The sequence below is a fragment of the Limnohabitans sp. INBF002 genome, from assembly GCF_027924905.1.
GTDB lineage: Bacteria > Pseudomonadota > Gammaproteobacteria > Burkholderiales > Burkholderiaceae_C > Limnohabitans.
Map to the genome: position 1 here is coordinate 1,415,279 of NZ_AP027055.1, position 18,933 is coordinate 1,434,211.

Here is an 18,933-nt window from a genome sequence, read left to right on the forward strand (position 1 = left end):
CTGTCGATGCACAAAGCAGGTGCTTAGTTGCGGGTTTGGTCAACCAGCTTGTTCTTGGAAATCCAAGGCATCATGGCGCGCAATTTGGCACCCACGGTCTCAATCGCGTGCTCAGCGTTCAAACGACGACGTGCAGTCATGCTTGGGTAGTTGGTTTTACCTTCCAAGATGAACATCTTGGCGTATTCGCCCGTTTGGATGCGCTTCAACGCGTTGCGCATGGCTTCGCGTGATTGCTCGTTGATCACTTCTGTACCAGTCACGTACTCGCCATACTCTGCGTTGTTAGAGATGGAGTAGTTCATGTTGGCGATGCCGCCTTCGTACATCAAGTCCACGATCAGCTTCAACTCGTGCAAGCACTCGAAGTAAGCCATTTCGGGCGCGTAGCCAGCTTCGGTCAAAGTCTCAAAGCCCATCTTCACCAATTCAACAGCGCCACCGCACAACACGGCTTGCTCACCGAACAAGTCGGTTTCTGTTTCTTCTTTGAAGTTGGTTTCGATGATGCCGCCTTTGCCGCCACCGTTGGCCATCGCGTAGCTCAAAGCCAAGTCACGGGCTTTGCCAGTTTTGTCTTGGTACACAGCGATCAAAGATGGCACGCCGCCGCCTTTGAGGTACTCGGAACGCACCGTGTGGCCTGGGCCTTTGGGCGCAACCATGATCACGTCCAAGTCAGCACGTGGGATCACTTGGTTGTAATGCACGTTGAAGCCGTGAGCAAAAGCCAATGTAGCGCCTTGCTTCATGTTGGGGGCGACGTTGTTGTTGTACACCTCGGGGATGTTTTCGTCGGGCAACAAGATCATGACCACATCAGCGGCTTTGACAGCGTCGTTGACTTCCATCACGTTCAAACCGGCCTTGGCCACTTTGTCCCATGAAGCGCCGCCTTTACGCAGACCGACCACGACTTTGACGCCGCTCTCGTTCAAGTTTTGTGCGTGTGCGTGGCCTTGTGAGCCGTAGCCGATGATGGCCACAGTCTTGCCTTTGATGAGGGACAGATCACAATCTTTGTCGTAAAAAACTTTCACGGGGTTCTCCTAAAAAATACTTTGAAAAGGGTTGGAATTTACACGCGCAAGATGCGCTCACCGCGGCCAATGCCACAAGCGCCCGTGCGAACGGTTTCGAGAATTGCGCTGCGGTCAATCGCCTCTAAGAACGCGTCGTTCTTAGACAGGTCACCCGTCAACTCAATGGTGTAGCTCTTCTCGGTCACATCGATGATGCGACCACGGAAGATGTCGGCCATGCGCTTCATTTCTTCGCGCTCCTTGCCAACGGCACGCACTTTCACAAGCATCAGCTCGCGTTCGGTGTAAGCACCCTCGGTCAGGTCGACCACTTTGACCACTTCAATCAAACGGTTCAAGTGTTTGGTGATTTGTTCAATCACCTCGTCCGAGCCGTGCGTTTGAATGGTCATGCGTGACAAACTGGCGTCTTCTGTAGGCGCCACGGTCAGAGATTCGATGTTGTAGCCACGGGCAGAGAACAAGCCCACCACACGCGACAGCGCGCCGGGTTCGTTTTCGAGCATCAGGGAAATGATGTGTTTCATGGTGTCATCCTTCCCGTTCACAGGTCTTCGCTGCCAAGCAGCATTTCGGTGATGCCCTTGCCGGCCTTGACCATCGGGAACACGTTCTCCGAGGGGTCGGTACGGAAATCGATGAACACCGTGCGATCTTTGAGTCGGCGTGCTTCGCGCAAAGCGGGCTCTACATCCTCAGGGCGCTCAATCAGCATGCCCACATGGCCATAGGCCTCGGCCAGCTTCACGAAGTCAGGCAAAGCGTCCATGTAGCTGCTGCTGTAGCGGCCTTCGTATTCGATCTCTTGCCACTGGCGCACCATGCCGAGGAATCGGTTGTTGAGCGCCAAGACTTTGATGGGGGTGTTGTACTGAAAGCAAGTCGAGAGTTCTTGGATACACATTTGTACCGAGCCCTCACCTGTCACGCAAAACACTTCGCTGTCTGGCTTGGCCAGTTTGATACCCATGGCGTAGGGAATGCCCACACCCATGGTGCCCAAACCACCAGAGTTGATCCAGCGGCGAGGCTCGTCAAACCCGTAGTACTGCGCAGCCCACATTTGGTGCTGACCCACATCGGATGTGATGTAGGTGTCTGTGCCCTTGGTCATGTTGTGCAGCGTCTCAATGACGTACTGTGGCTTGATGACTTGGGTGTTACCACGGTCATATTTCAAACAATCGCGCTTGCGCCAAGCTTCGATGGTGTCCCACCAGCCCGCCAAGGCGGCGGCATCAGGTTTCAAGCCAGACTCTTTGATCATGTCGATCATTTCGACCAACACGTCTTTGACATCGCCCACGATGGGGATGTCAACCTTCACACGCTTAGAAATGCTGGAAGGGTCAATGTCAATGTGAATGATCTTGCGTTCGTTTTGCGCAAAGTGCTTGGGGTTACCAATCACGCGGTCATCAAAACGAGCCCCCACCGCCAACAAAACATCACAGTTTTGCATAGCGTTGTTGGCTTCAATCGTGCCGTGCATGCCCAGCATGCCCAAGAACTTAGGCGCACTGGCAGGATAGGCACCCAAGCCCATCAGGGTGTTGGTCACGGGGTAGCCCAACATGTCCACCAAAGTACGTAGCTCTTGTGAGGCGTTGCCCAACAACACACCACCACCGGTGTAGATGTAAGGGCGCTTGGCAGACATCAACAACTGCAAAGCCTTGCGAATTTGACCGCCGTGGCCTTTGCGCACGGGGTTGTACGAACGCATTTGAACTTCAGCGGGATAGCCTTCGTAAGTGGTCTTCTTGAAAGACACATCTTTTGGAATATCCACCACCACGGGGCCAGGACGGCCGCTGCGGGCGATATGGAACGCTTTTTTCAGCGTCAGGGCCAAGTCGCGAACGTCTTTGACCAAGAAGTTGTGTTTGACGATAGGACGCGTGATGCCGATGGTGTCGCACTCTTGAAAAGCGTCCAAGCCAATCGCATGCGTGGGCACTTGACCGGTGATGATGACCATCGGAATGCTGTCCATGTACGCGGTGGCAATACCAGTGACTGCGTTGGTGGCACCAGGGCCTGAAGTGACCAACGCCACGCCCACGTCACCCGTGGCACGCGCATAGCCATCAGCAGCATGGACCGCCGCTTGCTCATGGCGAACCAACACGTGTTGAATGGTGTTTTGGTTGTAGAGCGCGTCGTAAATGTAGAGAACTGAGCCGCCGGGATAGCCCCAGATGTGCTTGACATTTTCAGCTTGCAGCGCCTTCACGAGGATTTCGGCGCCCATCAGTTCTTGTGCTTGACCGCCAGTGGCGGCTGCGGAATGCGATTCCGACTTTGTATTGTCCATTTTTGTACCTTTTAACCTGAGTGAATTTCGTCAACGAAAAACCTTGGGTGCTTCTTGGCGAACCCTTGTGGGGCAGCATCGAAACTTTGGACCTTCAGCCATAGACGCATGGTTCGCGCCGGACCCAGACCCGTTTGCCTTTTTTGTCGAATTGCAATCTCAGATTATGGCATCAACCTAAACGCGATTCAGTCTTAAGCACACAAAAACAATTTCCAAGTGCCATAATCGCGCCCGATTCAACCTTGAACCCCTTCGTCAGTGGCCACCGAACAAGAACTGTCAGACTTCCTCAAAAGCGTCGAGAAGCGAGCCTTCAAACGCTCGGTCTATCACGTTCGCGATGACGAAGCGGCCCTCGACATCGTTCAAGACAGCATGATGAAACTCGCCGAACACTATGGCGACAAGCCAGCCGCCGAGCTGCCCATGCTGTTTCACCGCATTTTGTCAAACACCACCTTGGACTGGTTTCGACGCAACAAAACGCGTAAAGCATTGTTCAGCAACTTCAGCGATTTCGACTCAGACAAAGAAGAAGGCGAATTTGACCTTTTAGAAGCTTTGGCCGTCGACAACGACAGCCAAACCACACAAAGTGCTGAAGACAATTTCGCCAGCATTGCGAATGTCCACGATATCGAAGAAGAAATACAAAATTTGCCAGCGCGTCAACGAGAAGCCTTCCTGCTGCGTTACTGGGAGGACTTAGACGTTTCTGAGACTGCTGCAGCCATGGGCTGCTCCGAGGGAAGCGTCAAAACTCACTGCTCTCGGGCTGTTCTGGCGCTCAGCAAAGCGCTCAAACTAAAAGGAATTCAACCATGACACATATCGCAAAGACCCAAGACCAGTTTGGTTTGCGCATTGCTGCCCAACTGAATTCAGCCAGCCTTGATCTGCCCCACGACATTTCTGAGCGTCTGCGTGCTGCACGCACAAGGGCTGTTGCTGCGCGCTTGAAGACGCAAACCAACTTACAAACCAGCACATCTGTGGTTCACCAAAACGGTGCGGCTTTATTGAACTTTGGCGGCAACGAAGGCCTCAATATTTGGAGCCGCTTGGCGTCTTTCTTGCCACTGATTGCATTGGTTGCTGGCTTGGCTCTGATTCAAAACATCATGGACGATGACCGTGCCAACGAGTTGGCCGAAGTTGACTCAGCCCTCCTCATCGACGACTTGCCACCCGCAGCTTATGCCGATCCTGGTTTTCTTCAATTCTTGAAGAACCCCATCACCAGCGACACCAAAGACTAAAACCACATGATGTTGTCACGTGCCATCACTGCCAAGCTCGCCGCACTGCTCTTGCTGAGCGGCGCAGCGCTCTTCGGCTGCGAATTGGTTTGTGCCCAAACACCATCCCCAACTTCCGCCAAAGCAGCACCCAGCTTGCCTGGCCGTCCCCTGTGGATGGATTTGACAGAGTCTCAGCAACAAGCGCTCTCCCCCTTGTCTCAGCTGTGGCCGACCATGAACGAGCCACACAAGCGCAAATGGTTGGCTATTTCCCAAAACTTTGCACAATTGTCTGCAGATGAGCAAAACACCTTGCAAAGCCGCATGCGAGACTGGGCTGCTCTGAGCCCACAGCAACGCACGGCGGCAAGACTCAATTTTGCAGGGGCTCAACAGTTGCCACAAGAAGACAAGAAAGCAAAATGGGAGGCCTACCAAGCCCTATCCCCCGAAGCCAAGCAAAAACTTGCAGCCCAACAAAACCAACCTGTTTTAGGGGCCGCACCGGCAGTCAAACCTGTGGCAGCAACCAAGCTAACGTCATCGCCAATCGCCAACACAAATAAAACATTGCCACGCATTGCAACAGACCAAGCCGCGCCTGCCACCTTGCTACCCACCCCGGTGACAACCACAATTGCACCGACCAGCCCGGCCTCTGAAAGCACGGCTACGCCTCAATGATCTCGGATTTGAGGGCTCCCAGCTTACGTCGCCGCATGGCTTGCTGGATCTATGAGGGCCTGCTTTTGTTTGGTGTGCTCTTTATTTCAGGCTATTTGTTCAGCACCCTCAGCCAATCACGCCACGCGCTAGACAACCGCCACGGGCTGCAAGCCTTCCTCTTTCTGGTTATCGGCATTTACTTCACTTGGTTTGGTCACAAAGGCCAAACCTTGGCCATGAAGACTTGGCATATCCGCGTGGTCGATGCCCAAGGTAATGCACTCAGTCAAAAACGTGCTTTCGCGCGCTACATCGTGAGCTGGATTTGGTTCATCCCCCCCTTGGCGATCATCGCCCCCTACACACTCACAGGTGGAGAAACCGCTGTGTTGTTCATGGGCTGGGTGGCCGTCTGGGCCTTGCTCAGTCGCTTTCACCCTCAAAGACAGTTTTGGCATGATGTTTTGGCTGGCACACGCTTGGTCAACGCAGCGCCCGCCGACCCCATAAAGTCCAAGACCTAAAGGTTACAGTTCAACGCATGAGTGCAAACCCACAAAAAAACAGAACTGGCCTCGACCGCGTCTGGCACGCCTTCGGTTACTCACTGAGCGGACTCAAAGCGGGATGGCATGAAAAAGCCTTTCGCCAAGAAGCCATGGGATCATTCCTTTTAGTGCCTTTGTCTTTTTACGTCGGCCAAACTTGGCTTGAAACAGCCTTGTTGATGGGCACCGTCGTCTTGGTCTTGGTCATTGAATTGCTGAATACAGGCATTGAATCGGCCATCGACCGCATTGGCCCCGAATGGCACGAACTGGCCAAACGTGCCAAAGACACAGGCAGCGCTGCCGTGCTCTTGAGCTTGCTGCTTTGTATCGCCGTTTGGGCCGCAGCCATCTACGCCAACTTTTTCGCTTGAAGACGTTCATGAACAACCCAGCTTTTTCTGTTTGCGTCTACTGCGGTTCGCGCAGCGGCGCTCAGCCGGAATACGCCAATGTGGCTCGCCAAGTTGGCACTTGGATTGGTCAACACAACGGCCAACTGGTGTACGGCGGCGGCAACAACGGTTTGATGGGCCTGGTGGCACAAGCCACCGCTGACGCGGGTGGACGCGTGGTGGGCATCATCCCCAAAGCGCTTCAAACCAAAGAAAACACCCGCACCGCGTGTACCGAACTCCATGTGGTGGACACCATGCACGAGCGCAAACACATGATGGCCGAACGTGCCGATGTGTTTTTAGCCATACCCGGCGGGATTGGCACCTTTGAAGAGTTCTTTGAGGTGTGGACCTGGCGCCAGCTTGGTTATCACGACAAGCCCATTGGTTTGCTCAACACTCAGGGCTATTACGACGGTTTGCTGCAATTCGCACAAAACAGTGTGCGCCAAGGGTTTTTGAACGATTGGCAGATGGATTTGATTCGCAGCGGCACAGAGCCAACCGCCTTGCTGCAAGATCTGGTGCAAGCTGCAGGTTTTTCGCCTGAACCTCAACTGGCTGGCCTCTAATTTCACACGCATAAAAAAAGCCGCAGCCCTGATAGGCTGCGGCTTTTGCATTTGAAAAACGAAACTTAAATCGCTAAATCAGATCGCTGTTTCGTCCAACTCACCCGTGCGGATACGCACCACGCGCTCCACGGGCGTGATGAAAATCTTGCCGTCACCAATCTTGCCAGTGCGAGCGGCACGCACGATGGCATCCACGCAGTTGTCCACGTCAGCGGACTTCACGGTCACCTCAATCTTCACCTTAGGCAAAAAATCGACCACGTACTCAGCACCACGGTACAACTCGGTATGGCCCTTTTGACGGCCAAAGCCTTTGACCTCAGTCACGGTCAAACCGGTCACACCACACTCAGCCAATGCTTCGCGCACCTCTTCGAGTTTGAATGGTTTGATAACAGCGGTAATTTGCTTCATGATTCGAATCCTTGGGGTTCAATGGAAGGGCCTGGTCAGGCGCGAAATTTATTGGTTATAGGATAACGCCAATCCTTGCCAAAACTGCGATGGGTCACACGAATCCCCACGGGCGATTGACGGCGTTTGTACTCGTTGATGCGAATCAAACGGGTCACCTTCTCCACATCGGCACGCGCAAAGCCTGCGGCCATGATGTCGTCTGAGCTTTGGTCGTTCTCCATGAAGCGCGCAATGATCTCGTCCAACACCTCATACGGCGGCAAGCTGTCTTGGTCAGTTTGGTCGGGGCGCAACTCAGCACTCGGCGGACGCGTGATGATGCGCTCAGGAATGGGATCGGTTCCGGTGCCATACGGGTCATGGGCATTGCGCCAACGCGCCAACTTGAACACCAAGGTCTTAGCCACGTCTTTCAGCACCGCAAATCCACCCGCCATGTCGCCGTAGAGCGTGCAATAGCCCGTGGCCATTTCGCTCTTGTTACCGGTGGTCAAGACGATGGAGCCGAACTTGTTGGACAACGCCATCAGCAACGTGCCGCGAATGCGGGCTTGGATGTTCTCTTCGGTGGTGTCCAGCTGCGTGCCTTCAAAGTCGGCCTTGAGCGAACCCAAGAACGCCTCAAACTCCGGCACGATGGACACCTCGTCGTAGCGCACGCCCATGCGTTTGGCCATGTCACGCGCATCGACCCAGCTGATCTCGGCCGTGTACGGCGACGGCATCATCACCGTGCGCACGTTGTCTGCACCCAAAGCATCCACAGCAATGGCCAGCACCAAGGCCGAATCAATCCCGCCAGACAGTCCCAACAAGGCACCAGGAAAACCGTTTTTGCCAATGTAGTCACGCACGCCCAGCACCAAGGCGTGCCACAAGTCGGCTTCAAGCGAACCGTCTTCTGCCACATCGCTCGATAGATGAATCTTCGCAGAGCCGCCGCTAGACGGCGCCTGTGTCGCCTGCTCACGCGTCACATCGACCGTGAACGTTGCCACTTCGAAACTAGGCGCACGCCCTGCCAACGCGCCATTGGCATTGAGTGCAAACGAGCGGCCTTCAAACACCACTTCGTCTTGCCCACCCACCAAATGCGCGTAAATCAAAGGCAAACCTGTCGCTTGCACACGGCTACGCATCGCTTGCTCGCGCTCGTCGCCCTTACCCACATGGAATGGCGACGCGTTGATCACGGCCAACAGCTCGGCACCTGCCGCTTTGGCGTCCGCAGCAGGCGCATCAAACCAAGCATCTTCACAAATCAACAGACCCACTTTCGTGCCAGCCACGTCAAACACACAAGGCTGGTTGCCCGCCACGAAATAGCGGCGCTCGTCAAACACTTGGTAATTGGGCAGCTCACGCTTGGCGTAAGACGCAACAACTTGGCCCTCACACACCACACTCGCCATGTTGAAACGGCGTTGCACCGACACCGAACGTGTGCGCTCATCGCCACCCGAAGGGTGCCCCACCACCACATGCAAACCCTTTAACCCGCTCAAGGCAGCGGACACAGTTTTCAAGGCATCATCACAGGCTTGGATGAATGAGGGTCGAAGGAATAAATCTTCGGCAGCGTAGCCGCACAGCGACAGCTCGGGCGTGAGCACCAAGCGGGCACCGTCTTGATACGCGGCCGTGGCGCAATCGATGATCTTCTGGGCGTTACCCGCCATGTCGCCCACCACGAAATTCAATTGAGCAACACAAATTTTGAGAGTCATGGCAGCAGGCACGTGTCCAAAGTAAAACAGGTCTAAAAAAGCAAATGGATTATGTCATCCGCGTCCACGCGAGCCCGCTCGATATCCCTGCTGCCGCGTGGGATGCACTGCTCGCGCAGCAAGATGCACCCTCGCCCTTCATGCAGCACGCTTATCTGGCCGCCTTACACGCCAGCGGCAGTGCCACACCCGAGACGGGTTGGACGCCGCAATTTGTCACGCTTTGGGTAGACGAGTCCTTGGCTGCTGCAAGTGCGCTGTATATCAAAGACCACTCCTACGGCGAATACGTGTTCGACTGGGCATGGGCCAACGCCTATGCCGACCACGGCCTGAACTACTTCCCCAAAGCCACGTGTGCCGTGCCATTCACGCCCGTGCCGGGGTCACGCTTGCTGGCCGTGGATGCCATCGCTCGCCAAGCCTTGCTCAAAGCCATGCTCGACGTGGCGCAACAGCACCAACTGTCCTCCTTGCATTTGCTGTTCACCAGCCCCGACGACCGTGCTGTTTGCAACGCCCTTGGCCTGATGCAGAGACAAACCGTGCAATTCCATTGGCACAACGCCGACCTGCAAGGGACGCCCTTTGAGAGCTTCGATTCTTTCTTGGCCAGCCTCTCCCAAGAGAAACGCAAAAAAATCAAACAAGAACGCCGCCGCGTGGCCGATGCAGGCGTGACGTTTCGCACCTCAGTCGGCTCCGCCATCAGCACGACTGACTGGGATTTTTTCTACCAATGCTACGAGCGCACTTACCTCGAACACGGCAACGCGCCGTACCTGAGCCGCACCTTCTTTGAACACATGCAGCGCGACATGCCTGAGAACTGGGTGCTGTTTGTGGCCGAGCGCGACAACCGCCCCATCGCCAGCAGCTTGGTGGCTGTGCAGGGGCTAGGCAGCGCAGAGGCCGTTGCCTATGGCCGCTACTGGGGCGCGTTAGAGCGCGTGGACTGCCTGCACTTTGAAGCCTGCTACTACCAACCACTCAACTGGTGCATCGCCAACGGCGTGCAGCGCTTTGAAGGTGGCGCGCAAGGCGAACACAAAATGGCCCGCGCCCTCATGCCCGTCCCCACCTACAGCGCACATTGGCTGGCCCACCCCGCGTTTGCAGATGCCGTGGAACGGTTTCTTGAACGTGAGTCAGCGGGTGTTGACAACTACCTCGACCACTTGGCCGAGCGCAGCCCCTTCAAACGCCAAGAGCCTCAATAGTCAAGCAGGCATAAAAAGCCCGCAGAAACAAAAAAGCCCGCCAAAGCGGGCTTTCGGTAAACACAACCAAGAATTACTTCTTGTAGTTGGCCATGCCGTCCAAGATTTCTTTGTGGGCAGACTCAATGCCTTCCCAACCCTTGACTTTGACCCACTTGCCTTTTTCGAGGTCTTTGTAGTGCTCAAAGAAGTGGGCGATTTGTTGCAACTGCAACTCATGGATGTCAGCCAATGACTTGATGTTGCTGTAACGAGCCAAGATTTTCTCGGTCGGCACTGCCAACACTTTGCCGTCCACGCCACCTTCGTCTTCCATCAACAAGATGCCCAGCGCACGGCAAGGCACCACCACGCCGGGTGGCAATGGGAAAGGTGTCATCACCAACACGTCCACAGGGTCGCCGTCGCCAGCGATGGTTTGTGGCACATAGCCGTAGTTGGTGGGGTAATGCATGGCCGTGCCCATGAAGCGGTCCACGAACAGAGCGCCAGACTCTTTGTCAACTTCGTACTTCACGGGATCCGAGTTCATCGGGATTTCGATGATCACGTTGAAGGCTTCAGGAACTTTGCTACCGGGGGTGACTTGATTCAGGGACATGGTTGTCTTGTTATAAAAGTTAAAAAAGAAACACAGAGGATTAGCCCCGATTTTACTTTCACGGGGCTTGCGTCTCTGCGTTGTCTGCGAAACCTTTATTCGTGGGTACTTTTACCCGTTTCGTCCATCAAGCCTAAGAAAACACGCAAAAAGTACACCGCCATCACCAAAACAAAGGCAATCACGGCCACGCTCATCAAGCCGTAGTCGGTCGAAAAAAGGTCAATCCAAGCTTTCATGGGGTTACTCCTATCAATTGCAATGCCCCTACTTTGCCCCGTCTCAACGCTTGTCGCACTGATCTACATCAAGGCTTAGGGGATTCGTGGCTCAGGCAAAATCAAAACATGTCTGAACGCGTGATTCCCTTGGTCGATCAACGGCTCCTTGCCTTACCGGCCACCCTCCCTTTGCAACCCATTGCAGCCAATGGTTTGCTCAGCGACAGCTTGGGTCGTCCCCTACACGACTTGCGCATCAGCGTGACCGACCGTTGCAACTTTCGCTGCAACTACTGCATGCCCAAAGAGGTGTTCAACAAAGATTACGCCTACCTGCCTCATGGTGACTTGCTGAACTTTGAAGAAATCACTCGCCTTGCCAAAGTGTTTGTATCCCACGGCGTGCGCAAAATTCGTCTCACCGGTGGCGAGCCTCTGCTGCGCAAAAACCTTGAAATCTTGGTGGACCAGCTGGCCAATATCCAAACGCCTGACGGCACGCCGCTAGACCTCACCCTCACCACCAACGGCTCGCTGTTGGCCCGCAAAGCCAAGTCACTCAAAGACGCGGGCCTGAACCGCGTGACCGTGAGCCTAGACGGCTTGGACGATGCCGTGTTCCGCGCCATGAACGATGTGGACTTTCCCGTGAGCGATGTGCTCGACGGCATTGCCGCCGCCAAAGACGCAGGCTTGGGGCTGGATGCCAACGGCCAGTTGACCGGCCTCAAAGTCAACATGGTGGTCAAGCGTCGCACCAACGTCGACCAAATCTTGCCCATGGCCCGCCACTTCCGCAGCAGCGGCATCACGCTGCGCTTCATCGAATACATGGATGTGGGCGCGACCAATGGCTGGTGCATGGACGATGTGTTGCCTTCTGCCGACGTGATTCAACGCCTGCAACAAGAATTCCCACTCGTGGCCTTAGAGGCCAGCGCACAAGGCGAAACCGCGCAGCGCTGGGGCTATGCCAACGCCGCAGGCGTGTTCGATCCTGTCTTGGGCGAAGTGGGTGTGATCAGCAGCGTGACCCAAGCGTTTTGCCGCGACTGCAACCGCGCCCGCCTCTCCACCGAAGGCAAGCTCTACCTTTGTTTGTTTGCCACACAGGGTTATGACTTGCGCAGCCTCATGCGAGGGGGGAAAGCCAGCGATGCCGATATTGCGTCGGCCATCGGCCATATTTGGCAAGGCCGCGACGACCGCTATTCCGAACTCCGCGCCTCCCTGCCCGCCGACAGCTCACCCGACGGTTCATCTGCGGCACGTCGCGTCGAGATGAGCTACATCGGTGGCTAAGCAGCCCTAACCAACACACCCGCATGACACACAGCATTGAACCCCAAGACATCACCGGCCTCATCTTGGCCGGAGGCCGAGGCAGCCGCATGGGCGGCGTGGACAAAGGCTTGCAAAACTTCAACGGCATCCCGCTGGCCTTGCACACCCTCATGCGCCTAGGTCCCCAGGTAGAAACCGTGATGGTCAACGCCAACCGCAACCTCTCGGCCTATGAGTCGTTTGGAGCCTCTGTATGGCCCGATGCCTCGGCTGACTTTGCCGGGCCGCTGTCGGGTTTTTTGGTGGGCCTAGAGCGCGCCGAAACACCCTACGTGCTCACCGTGCCGTGCGACACACCGCGCCTGCCACTCGACCTGGCCGAGCGTTTGGCCGCAGCCATGGTGCGCGAAAACGCCAACATCGCCATGGCCGCAGCACCCGAGACCGATGACCAAGGCCAAACCCAAATTCGCACGCAACCGGTGTTTTGCTTGATGAAGATTGAGTTGTCTGAAAGCTTGGTCAAGTTCACCCACGCCGGTGGCCGCAAGATTGACGCATGGACCGCACAGCACAACACTGTGGTCGTGGCCTTTGACGCCCCGGGTGATGACCCGCTGGCGTTTGCCAACGTCAATACCTTGAACGAACTGCAAGCCCTCGAAAACGCCGCGCCATGAAAAGCATCGACGACATCGCCGCCGCCCTGCAAGGCTACGACCCACAAGCCTTGAGCGTGGACCAAGTCAACGCGTTTTTGCATGAGCTCGTGCAACCCGTGTCTGCTGACGAATCGCAAGACGTGTATTTGTTTGACGCACTGGGCCGCGTACTGGCGCAAGACGTCATCTCGCCCATCAGCGTGCCTGCACACAACAACTCGGCCATGGATGGCTTTGCGTTTGATGCAGCTCAGCTACAAGCCGATCAGCCCCTCACCCTGCGCGTGCTGGGCACTGCACTGGCGGGCAAAGCCTGGCAAGGCAAGGTCAACGCAGGCGAATGCCTGAAGATCATGACCGGCGCCATCCTGCCCGACGGCCTAGACACCGTGGTGCCGCAAGAGTTCTGCCAAACCGTCAGCGCACACGATGTGACCACCGTCACCATTCCGCCCAACATCTTGAAAGCTGGCGACAACCGCCGCTTGCTAGGCGAAGACCTGATGCAAGGCGAGCCTGCGCTCAACGCAGGCCAACACCTCACACCCGCAGCCTTGGGCCTCATCGCCAGCCTTGGCCTGCCCGATGTGCGAGCGCACCGCCGTTTGCGCGTGGCGTATTTCTCCACCGGCGACGAAGTGCTGAGCTTGGGCGAAGCGCCACGCGAAGGCGCGGTGTATGACAGCAACCGCTACACCGTGTTTGGCCTGCTCACACGCTTGGGCTGCGACGTGATTGACATGGGCGTGGTGCGCGACGACCCGGCCTTATTAGAAGCCACGTTTGCCAAAGCGGCACGGGAGGCCGACGCCATCATCACCAGCGGTGGCGTGAGCGTGGGCGAAGCCGACTTCACCAAAGCCATGATGAAAAAGTTGGGTGACGTGGCGTTTTGGAAAATTGCCATGCGACCAGGCCGACCCATGGCCGTGGGTCGCATTGGCAAGTCGGTTTTGTTTGGCCTGCCCGGCAACCCCGTGGCTGTGATGGTGACTTTTCTTGCGTTTGTGCGCCCTGCACTCTTGCGCATGATGGGCAGCACCGCACAAGCTGCGCCACTGTTGCGCGCCAAATGCTTAGAGCCCCTGCGTAAAAAAGCGGGCCGCACCGAATACCAACGTGGGTTTGTCAGCAGCGCGCCCGACGGTACGCTGCAGGTGCGCACCACCGGCAACCAAGGCTCAGGCGTGCTGAGCTCGATGGTGCAAGGCAATGGCCTCATCGTGCTGCATCACGCGCAAGGCAATGTCGCGGTGGGCGACGAGGTGGATGTATTGATGTTTGAGGGCGCTATTTAAGCGCCCCCGTAGACGCAAAGCGTCAAGCGTGAATTCGAAGGTGGGTGTCAAGCACCCACGTCCTCGTCTTCATGGCGAATGGTGATGGCGCCCGGCACTTTGTTGCGCGCCAACAAGGTGTACATGGTGGGCACCACAAAGATGGTGAGCAAGGTACCCAAGCTCATGCCACCCACAATCACCCAACCAATTTGCTTGCGGCTTTCAGCGCCTGCGCCACTGGCCAAAGCCAATGGAATCGCACCCAACACCATCGCCCCGGTGGTCATCAAAATCGGGCGCAAACGCAAGGTGGCGGATTGCGTGACCGCAGCGAACAGCTCCATGCCTTCTTCGCGCAACTGATTGGCGAACTCCACAATCAAAATGCCGTGTTTGGTAATGAGGCCCACCAAGGTGATCAAGCCGATTTGGCTGAACACATTGAGCGTGCCGCCACTGAACTGCAACGCCAACAATGCGCCCACCATCGACAGCGGCACCGACAGCATGATGACCAGTGGGTCCACAAAGCTTTCAAACTGCGCGGCCAACACCAAGAAGATGAACAACAAGGCCAGCACAAACACAATCACCAACGAGCCCGATGATTTGACGAACTCACGCGAGGTGCCGTTGAGGTCGGTGGAGTAACCGGGCTTGAGCACCTTTTGCGCTGTCGCATTCATGAAGGTGATCGCCTCGCCCAAGGAATAGGTCGGCGCCAAGTTGGCGCTGATGGATGCGCTGCGGCGCTGGCTGAAGTGGTTCAGCTCACGCGGCACCACCACCTCTTTGGTTTTCACCAAAGCGGACAGAGGGATCATGGCATCGCCCTTGCCGCGCACAAACACGCGTTCGATGTCGTCAGGCGTGTCACGGCCTGTGGGCGCGGTTTGCACAATCACGTCGTATTGGTCGCCCTCGCGCTTGTAGCGCGTGACTTGTCGGCCACCCATCATGGTTTCCACCGCGCGGGCAATTTGGTCTACGGGCACGCCCATGTCAGCGGCGCGCTCGCGGTCCACCTCCATGCTGATTTCGGGCTTGTTCAAACGCAGGTCGGTGTCCACGCTGACGATGCCTGGGTTCTTGGCAATTTCTTCTTGGAAACTGCGCACCACTTGCGCGAGGTTTTGGTAACTGTCCGACGTCAAGATCACGAAGTTCAAAGGACGCTCGCGAAACGGCTGACCCAGCGAAGGTGGCGTGATGGGGAACGCGGTCACACCGGGCAAACCAGCCACAGCGGGTGTCATGTCGCGGGCAATTTCCAAGGTGGTTTTTTTGCGATCTTCCCAAGGCTTGGCGCGGTAAAACACGTTGCCTTGCGCCACGGTGGGGTTACCCACCACGGTGAAGATGCGGTCGAACTCGGTGTATTTGTCGGCCATCTTTTCAAGGGCCATGGTGTAGCGCGTGGTGTAGTCCATCGTCGCGCCATCGGGGCCGTTGATGACGGTCAAGATGACGCCACGGTCTTCCATGGGGGCCAATTCGCTCTTGGTGGTTTTCAGCAAGGTCCACGTGCCGATACCGGCCAGCACCATCACCCCAACCACCAGCCAACGACGCGACATCTCACGGCCAAACACCACACCGCGCGACAAGGTCCATTGCAAGAGGCGGCCATACCCGTTGGAGAGGCGTTCCAGTTGACGCTCCATCGTGCGGTCAAACCAACTGGGGTTGTGGTTGTGCTTGAGCATGATGGAACACATCATGGGTGTGAGCGTCAACGCCACAAAGCCCGACACCACCACCGAACCCGCCAAGGCCAACGCAAACTCAGTGAACAATTTACCCGTGCGCCCCGGCGTGAAGGCCAATGGCGCGTACACCGCAGCCAAGGTCATGGTCATGGCCACCACCGCAAAACCCACTTCTTTGGCGCCTTTGATGGCGGCATGAAACGGTGACATGCCTTCTTCAATGTGCCGGTAAATGTTTTCTAGCACCACGATGGCGTCATCCACCACCAAGCCAATCGCCAACACAAGCGCCAGCATGGTGAGCGTGTTCACGGTGAAGCCAAACATGGCCATCAATGCAAATGTGCCGATCAAACACACAGGAATGGTGACCAAGGGAATGATGGACGCACGCAAAGTGCGCAAGAACACAAAGATCACCAAGGCCACCAAAATGGCAGCCTCCAAAATGGTTTGGTAAACGGCCTTGATCGAACGGTCAATGAACACCGAGTTGTCGTTGGCGATTTCAATTTCAACGCCTGGCGGCAAGTTTTCTTTGATCTTCGGAATCATGTTGCGCACCGCCGCGCTCAGGTCGAGCGGGTTGGCCGTGGCGTTGCGGATCACGCCCAAGGTGATGGCTTCTTTGCCGTTCAAACGCGTCGCGGTGCGCTCGGCCTGAGGGCCTTGTTCGACACGGGCGACATCGCCAATGCGCACTTGAATGCCGTTGACGGACTTCACCACCACATTGCTGAATTCGCTTGGGGTTTGCAAATCCGTGGAGGCTGTGACGTTGAACTCGCGCAGCTTGCTTTCAATGCGGCCAGCAGGCACTTCCACGTTGGAGCGACGCAGCGCGTCTTCCACATCTTGCGTGGTGAGCTTGTAGGCAGCCAAACGATCTGGGTCTAGCCAAATGCGCATGGCGTATTTGCGCTCGCCATACACACGCACGTCAGACGCGCCCGGCGCGGTTTGCAGCATGGGCTTGGCAATGCGGTTGGCGTAGTCGGTGAGCTGCAACACGTTCAAGGTGTCAGCACTGAACGACAACCAAATAACGGGGAAGGCATCAGCCTCAACCTTGGCAATCACCGGCTCGTCAATGCCTTGCGGCAAACGCTGGCGCACGCGGCTGACTTTGTCACGCACATCGGCGGCGGCTGAATCGGCATCACGCGACAACACAAAGTTGATGGTGATTTGGCTTTGCTCTTGGCGGCTCAACGAGGTGATGACGTCCACACCTTCAATGCCTGAGAGCGAATCTTCCAGCACCTTGGTCACTTGCGACTCCACCACCGCGCTGGACGCGCCGGTGTATTTGGTCTCCACCGTCACCACGGGGTTGTCAATCTTGGGGTACTCGCGCACGTTCAAGCGGGTGAACGACACCACGCCCACCAACACGATGAGCAGCGACAGCACGGTGGCGAACACCGGGCGGCGAATGGATATCTCAGGCAACTGCATGTGAGCTCTTTGCGTTCGGGTTAGCGGCTGGCGGCTTGAGAGGCTGCATTGGCGGCATCAGCCCCCGATGCGCCAGAAGCGGCACCTGATGCAGAGGCTGATGCAGGCGCCGATGCGGGATTGGCTGAGCCTCGGCCCAACTCGACCACGCGCAAAGGCGAGCCATCTTTTTGCAAACGCTGTTGACCAGCGATCACGATGGTGTCGCCTTCTGCCAAGCCATCGGTGATCTCCACTTGGCCACCACGGCGGATGCCCAGCTTGACTTCCACGCGCTGAGACACCAGCTTGGTATCAGGGGGCAGCACAGGTGCGCTTGCCGCAGCGCTGGCAGCAGGTGCAGGCAACTCAGACGGTGCCACCGCCTTGATGACAAACTGCTTGCCACCCTGAGGCACGATGGCCTCTTCAGGCACCACCAAGGCGTTGGGCTTGACCGCAAATACCGCCGTCACGCGGGCAAACATGCCCGGACGCAAGGGGCCGTTTTGCTCGCCACCTGCGCTGGTGCGCGTGCGGTCAAACATATTGGAGGGGCAGCCCAAGCTCTGAGGCGAAGGCAAAGCGGCACCACGGTTTGCAGTGGATGCAACCACGGGTCCGGATGCCGCAGGCTTGGCTGCCACCGTAGGCGCTGAAGCTGAAGCAGCAGGCGCAGCTTGGGTGGCAGGGCCTTTGCCACCACCCACAGAGATCGGCTCTCCCGCCGTATTGGCCAGCAACGCACGCACACCGATGGATCGGCCATTGGCATCAATCAAAGGATCGACCGCTTCCACTTTGGCTTTGAACAAGCGGCCACTGAACGCATCGAGCTTGACCTCAATCGTTTGGCCTGGCATCACCTTGGTTTGGTAGCGCTCGGGCAAGCGGTAGTCCACATACAAGCTGCCGATGTTTTCGAGGTTGATCAGATCAGCGCCGTCCTTCACATAGTCGCCCACGTTGACGCTGCGAATACCGACCACGCCGTTGAACGGCGCGATCAAGCGCATGCGCTCCAAACGCGCACACGACAAACCCAGTTGGGCGTCGGCCACTTGCAACGCAGCAGCACTCTCGTCCAAAGAACGCTGGGCGATGAAACTTTGGGCCACCAGCTCTTGGTTGCGCTTGTGGTTGGCACGGGCAACCGACATTTGAGCGAGCGACTGCTGCACTTCGGCGCGTTGCAGGGTGTCGTCCATTTGCACCAACACTTGGCCAGCACGCACACGCGCACCATCGGCAAAGCCCAGCGACAAGACACGACCGGCTATTTCAGGACGCAGCATCACGTTTTGTGAAGAGCGCAACGTGCCCACCGCCTCGGCATCGTCACGCAAGGTTTGTTTTTTGACTTGGGTGATTTCAACGCCACTTGGACGTACGCCCGCGGCGGCTCCGGCATCGGACTTGGGTGTTTGCAGCCACCAAGCCAAGGTCGAGGCAACCACAATGCCAACGACCGCAACAACGGAATACATCTTTTTGGAGGCCATGAGTGCGATTCTTTTAAGTGATTGACAAACTAACCAAGCAATGTACCAGCGGCTAGTTTCGAAAATGACAAATTTACCTAAG

Annotated in this window: 19 protein-coding genes; 10 read left to right on the top strand and 9 right to left on the bottom strand. The window is 56.6% G+C overall.

Annotated features, from left to right (window positions below):
- Nucleotides 1–23: 23 nt before the first annotated feature.
- The 3 genes from ilvC to QMG15_RS06960 are packed head-to-tail and all read right to left on the bottom strand — an operon-like array spanning nt 24 to nt 3,360.
- The gene (gene ilvC / locus QMG15_RS06950) at nt 24–1,040 is read right to left on the bottom strand and encodes a ketol-acid reductoisomerase (protein WP_108358733.1); all 1,017 of its coding nucleotides are present in this window, start codon (nt 1,038–1,040) and stop codon (nt 24–26) included.
- A 38-nt stretch (nt 1,041–1,078) separates the two neighbouring features.
- Nucleotides 1,079–1,570: an acetolactate synthase small subunit gene (ilvN, locus tag QMG15_RS06955; RefSeq protein ID WP_104797333.1), complete on the bottom strand. Its 492-nt coding sequence runs from the start codon at nt 1,568–1,570 to the stop codon at nt 1,079–1,081.
- Between the two features lie 17 nt (nt 1,571–1,587).
- Nucleotides 1,588–3,360, bottom strand: coding sequence for an acetolactate synthase 3 catalytic subunit (locus tag QMG15_RS06960; protein ID WP_281787985.1), 1,773 nt, complete (start codon nt 3,358–3,360; stop codon nt 1,588–1,590).
- 261 nt (nt 3,361–3,621) lie between these two features.
- On the opposite strand from QMG15_RS06960, the gene QMG15_RS06965 reads away from it, so the two are divergent.
- From QMG15_RS06965 to QMG15_RS06990, 6 genes are read left to right on the top strand one after another with little or no spacing between them, the layout of a single operon-like run.
- On the top strand, nt 3,622–4,188 hold the full coding sequence (locus QMG15_RS06965) for an RNA polymerase sigma factor (RefSeq protein WP_281787986.1): 567 nt from the start codon (nt 3,622–3,624) through the stop codon (nt 4,186–4,188).
- Nucleotides 4,185–4,622, top strand: coding sequence for a DUF3619 family protein (locus tag QMG15_RS06970; RefSeq protein WP_281787987.1), 438 nt, complete (start codon nt 4,185–4,187; stop codon nt 4,620–4,622). Before QMG15_RS06965 ends, QMG15_RS06970 begins: the two co-directional genes overlap by 4 nt.
- A 6-nt stretch (nt 4,623–4,628) precedes the next feature.
- Nucleotides 4,629–5,288, top strand: coding sequence for a DUF3106 domain-containing protein (locus tag QMG15_RS06975; protein ID WP_108358737.1), 660 nt, complete (start codon nt 4,629–4,631; stop codon nt 5,286–5,288).
- A 35-nt stretch (nt 5,289–5,323) separates the two neighbouring features.
- On the top strand, nt 5,324–5,794 hold the full coding sequence (locus tag QMG15_RS06980; protein WP_348773314.1) for an RDD family protein: 471 nt from the start codon (nt 5,324–5,326) through the stop codon (nt 5,792–5,794).
- A 17-nt stretch (nt 5,795–5,811) separates the two neighbouring features.
- Complete coding sequence (locus QMG15_RS06985; protein WP_281787988.1) at nt 5,812–6,192, top strand: diacylglycerol kinase; 381 nt, start codon at nt 5,812–5,814, stop codon at nt 6,190–6,192.
- Nucleotides 6,193–6,200: 8 nt separating this feature from the next.
- On the top strand, nt 6,201–6,788 hold the full coding sequence (locus QMG15_RS06990) for a TIGR00730 family Rossman fold protein (RefSeq protein WP_281787989.1): 588 nt from the start codon (nt 6,201–6,203) through the stop codon (nt 6,786–6,788).
- A gap of 78 nt (nt 6,789–6,866) precedes the next feature.
- Here QMG15_RS06990 and QMG15_RS06995 read toward each other — a convergent pair whose 3' ends face one another.
- Together QMG15_RS06995 and QMG15_RS07000 are read right to left on the bottom strand one after the other, a co-directional pair.
- The gene (locus QMG15_RS06995) at nt 6,867–7,205 is read right to left on the bottom strand and encodes a P-II family nitrogen regulator (RefSeq protein ID WP_108358740.1); all 339 of its coding nucleotides are present in this window, start codon (nt 7,203–7,205) and stop codon (nt 6,867–6,869) included.
- 35 nt (nt 7,206–7,240) lie between these two features.
- Nucleotides 7,241–8,935 (bottom strand): NAD+ synthase, encoded by a 1,695-nt coding sequence (locus QMG15_RS07000; protein WP_281787990.1) that lies wholly within the window; start codon nt 8,933–8,935, stop codon nt 7,241–7,243.
- A gap of 44 nt (nt 8,936–8,979) precedes the next feature.
- On the opposite strand from QMG15_RS07000, the gene QMG15_RS07005 reads away from it, so the two are divergent.
- Nucleotides 8,980–10,155 (top strand): GNAT family N-acetyltransferase, encoded by a 1,176-nt coding sequence (locus tag QMG15_RS07005; protein WP_281787991.1) that lies wholly within the window; start codon nt 8,980–8,982, stop codon nt 10,153–10,155.
- A 73-nt stretch (nt 10,156–10,228) separates the two neighbouring features.
- On the opposite strand, the gene ppa is transcribed toward QMG15_RS07005, so the two are convergent.
- Nucleotides 10,229–10,756 (bottom strand): inorganic diphosphatase, encoded by a 528-nt coding sequence (gene ppa / locus QMG15_RS07010; protein ID WP_281787992.1) that lies wholly within the window; start codon nt 10,754–10,756, stop codon nt 10,229–10,231.
- Nucleotides 10,757–10,851: 95 nt separating this feature from the next.
- Nucleotides 10,852–10,995 carry a DUF3149 domain-containing protein gene (locus tag QMG15_RS07015; protein WP_281787993.1) on the bottom strand — a complete coding sequence of 48 codons (144 nt, stop codon included), beginning with the start codon at nt 10,993–10,995 and terminating at the stop codon, nt 10,852–10,854.
- A 108-nt stretch (nt 10,996–11,103) separates the two neighbouring features.
- On the opposite strand from QMG15_RS07015, the gene moaA reads away from it, so the two are divergent.
- Genes moaA through glp form a run of 3 tightly spaced genes read left to right on the top strand, consistent with a single transcriptional unit; the run spans nt 11,104 to nt 14,221 of the window.
- The gene (moaA, locus tag QMG15_RS07020; RefSeq protein WP_281787994.1) at nt 11,104–12,279 is read left to right on the top strand and encodes a GTP 3',8-cyclase MoaA; all 1,176 of its coding nucleotides are present in this window, start codon (nt 11,104–11,106) and stop codon (nt 12,277–12,279) included.
- A 23-nt stretch (nt 12,280–12,302) separates the two neighbouring features.
- The gene (gene mobA / locus QMG15_RS07025) at nt 12,303–12,941 is read left to right on the top strand and encodes a molybdenum cofactor guanylyltransferase MobA (protein ID WP_281787995.1); all 639 of its coding nucleotides are present in this window, start codon (nt 12,303–12,305) and stop codon (nt 12,939–12,941) included.
- The gene (gene glp / locus QMG15_RS07030; RefSeq protein WP_281787996.1) at nt 12,938–14,221 is read left to right on the top strand and encodes a gephyrin-like molybdotransferase Glp; all 1,284 of its coding nucleotides are present in this window, start codon (nt 12,938–12,940) and stop codon (nt 14,219–14,221) included. The genes mobA and glp overlap by 4 nt, the downstream gene beginning before the upstream one ends.
- A 47-nt stretch (nt 14,222–14,268) precedes the next feature.
- Here the strand turns inward: glp and QMG15_RS07035 are convergent, their stop codons facing one another.
- Both QMG15_RS07035 and QMG15_RS07040 read right to left on the bottom strand, forming a co-directional pair.
- Nucleotides 14,269–17,370 carry an efflux RND transporter permease subunit gene (locus tag QMG15_RS07035; RefSeq protein WP_281787997.1) on the bottom strand — a complete coding sequence of 1,034 codons (3,102 nt, stop codon included), beginning with the start codon at nt 17,368–17,370 and terminating at the stop codon, nt 14,269–14,271.
- Nucleotides 17,371–17,390: 20 nt separating this feature from the next.
- Nucleotides 17,391–18,851 (bottom strand): efflux RND transporter periplasmic adaptor subunit, encoded by a 1,461-nt coding sequence (locus QMG15_RS07040; protein ID WP_281787998.1) that lies wholly within the window; start codon nt 18,849–18,851, stop codon nt 17,391–17,393.
- Nucleotides 18,852–18,933 lie beyond the last annotated feature (82 nt).

What these genes read in the sequence shown, in the direction of transcription:
- ilvN (WP_104797333.1), bottom strand. Translation starts at nt 1,570, where the DNA reads ATGAAACACATCATTTCCCTGATGCTCGAAAACGAACCCGGCGCGCTG.
- QMG15_RS06960 (WP_281787985.1), bottom strand. Translation starts at nt 3,360, where the DNA reads ATGGACAATACAAAGTCGGAATCGCATTCCGCAGCCGCCACTGGCGGT.
- QMG15_RS06970 (WP_281787987.1), top strand. Translation starts at nt 4,185, where the DNA reads ATGACACATATCGCAAAGACCCAAGACCAGTTTGGTTTGCGCATTGCT.
- QMG15_RS06975 (WP_108358737.1), top strand. Translation starts at nt 4,629, where the DNA reads ATGATGTTGTCACGTGCCATCACTGCCAAGCTCGCCGCACTGCTCTTG.
- QMG15_RS06980 (WP_348773314.1), top strand. Translation starts at nt 5,324, where the DNA reads ATGGCTTGCTGGATCTATGAGGGCCTGCTTTTGTTTGGTGTGCTCTTT.
- QMG15_RS06985 (WP_281787988.1), top strand. Translation starts at nt 5,812, where the DNA reads ATGAGTGCAAACCCACAAAAAAACAGAACTGGCCTCGACCGCGTCTGG.
- QMG15_RS06990 (WP_281787989.1), top strand. Translation starts at nt 6,201, where the DNA reads ATGAACAACCCAGCTTTTTCTGTTTGCGTCTACTGCGGTTCGCGCAGC.
- QMG15_RS06995 (WP_108358740.1), bottom strand. Translation starts at nt 7,205, where the DNA reads ATGAAGCAAATTACCGCTGTTATCAAACCATTCAAACTCGAAGAGGTG.
- QMG15_RS07000 (WP_281787990.1), bottom strand. Translation starts at nt 8,935, where the DNA reads ATGACTCTCAAAATTTGTGTTGCTCAATTGAATTTCGTGGTGGGCGAC.
- QMG15_RS07005 (WP_281787991.1), top strand. Translation starts at nt 8,980, where the DNA reads ATGGATTATGTCATCCGCGTCCACGCGAGCCCGCTCGATATCCCTGCT.
- ppa (WP_281787992.1), bottom strand. Translation starts at nt 10,756, where the DNA reads ATGTCCCTGAATCAAGTCACCCCCGGTAGCAAAGTTCCTGAAGCCTTC.
- QMG15_RS07015 (WP_281787993.1), bottom strand. Translation starts at nt 10,995, where the DNA reads ATGAAAGCTTGGATTGACCTTTTTTCGACCGACTACGGCTTGATGAGC.
- moaA (WP_281787994.1), top strand. Translation starts at nt 11,104, where the DNA reads ATGTCTGAACGCGTGATTCCCTTGGTCGATCAACGGCTCCTTGCCTTA.
- mobA (WP_281787995.1), top strand. Translation starts at nt 12,303, where the DNA reads ATGACACACAGCATTGAACCCCAAGACATCACCGGCCTCATCTTGGCC.
- glp (WP_281787996.1), top strand. Translation starts at nt 12,938, where the DNA reads ATGAAAAGCATCGACGACATCGCCGCCGCCCTGCAAGGCTACGACCCA.
- QMG15_RS07035 (WP_281787997.1), bottom strand. Translation starts at nt 17,370, where the DNA reads ATGCAGTTGCCTGAGATATCCATTCGCCGCCCGGTGTTCGCCACCGTG.
- QMG15_RS07040 (WP_281787998.1), bottom strand. Translation starts at nt 18,851, where the DNA reads ATGGCCTCCAAAAAGATGTATTCCGTTGTTGCGGTCGTTGGCATTGTG.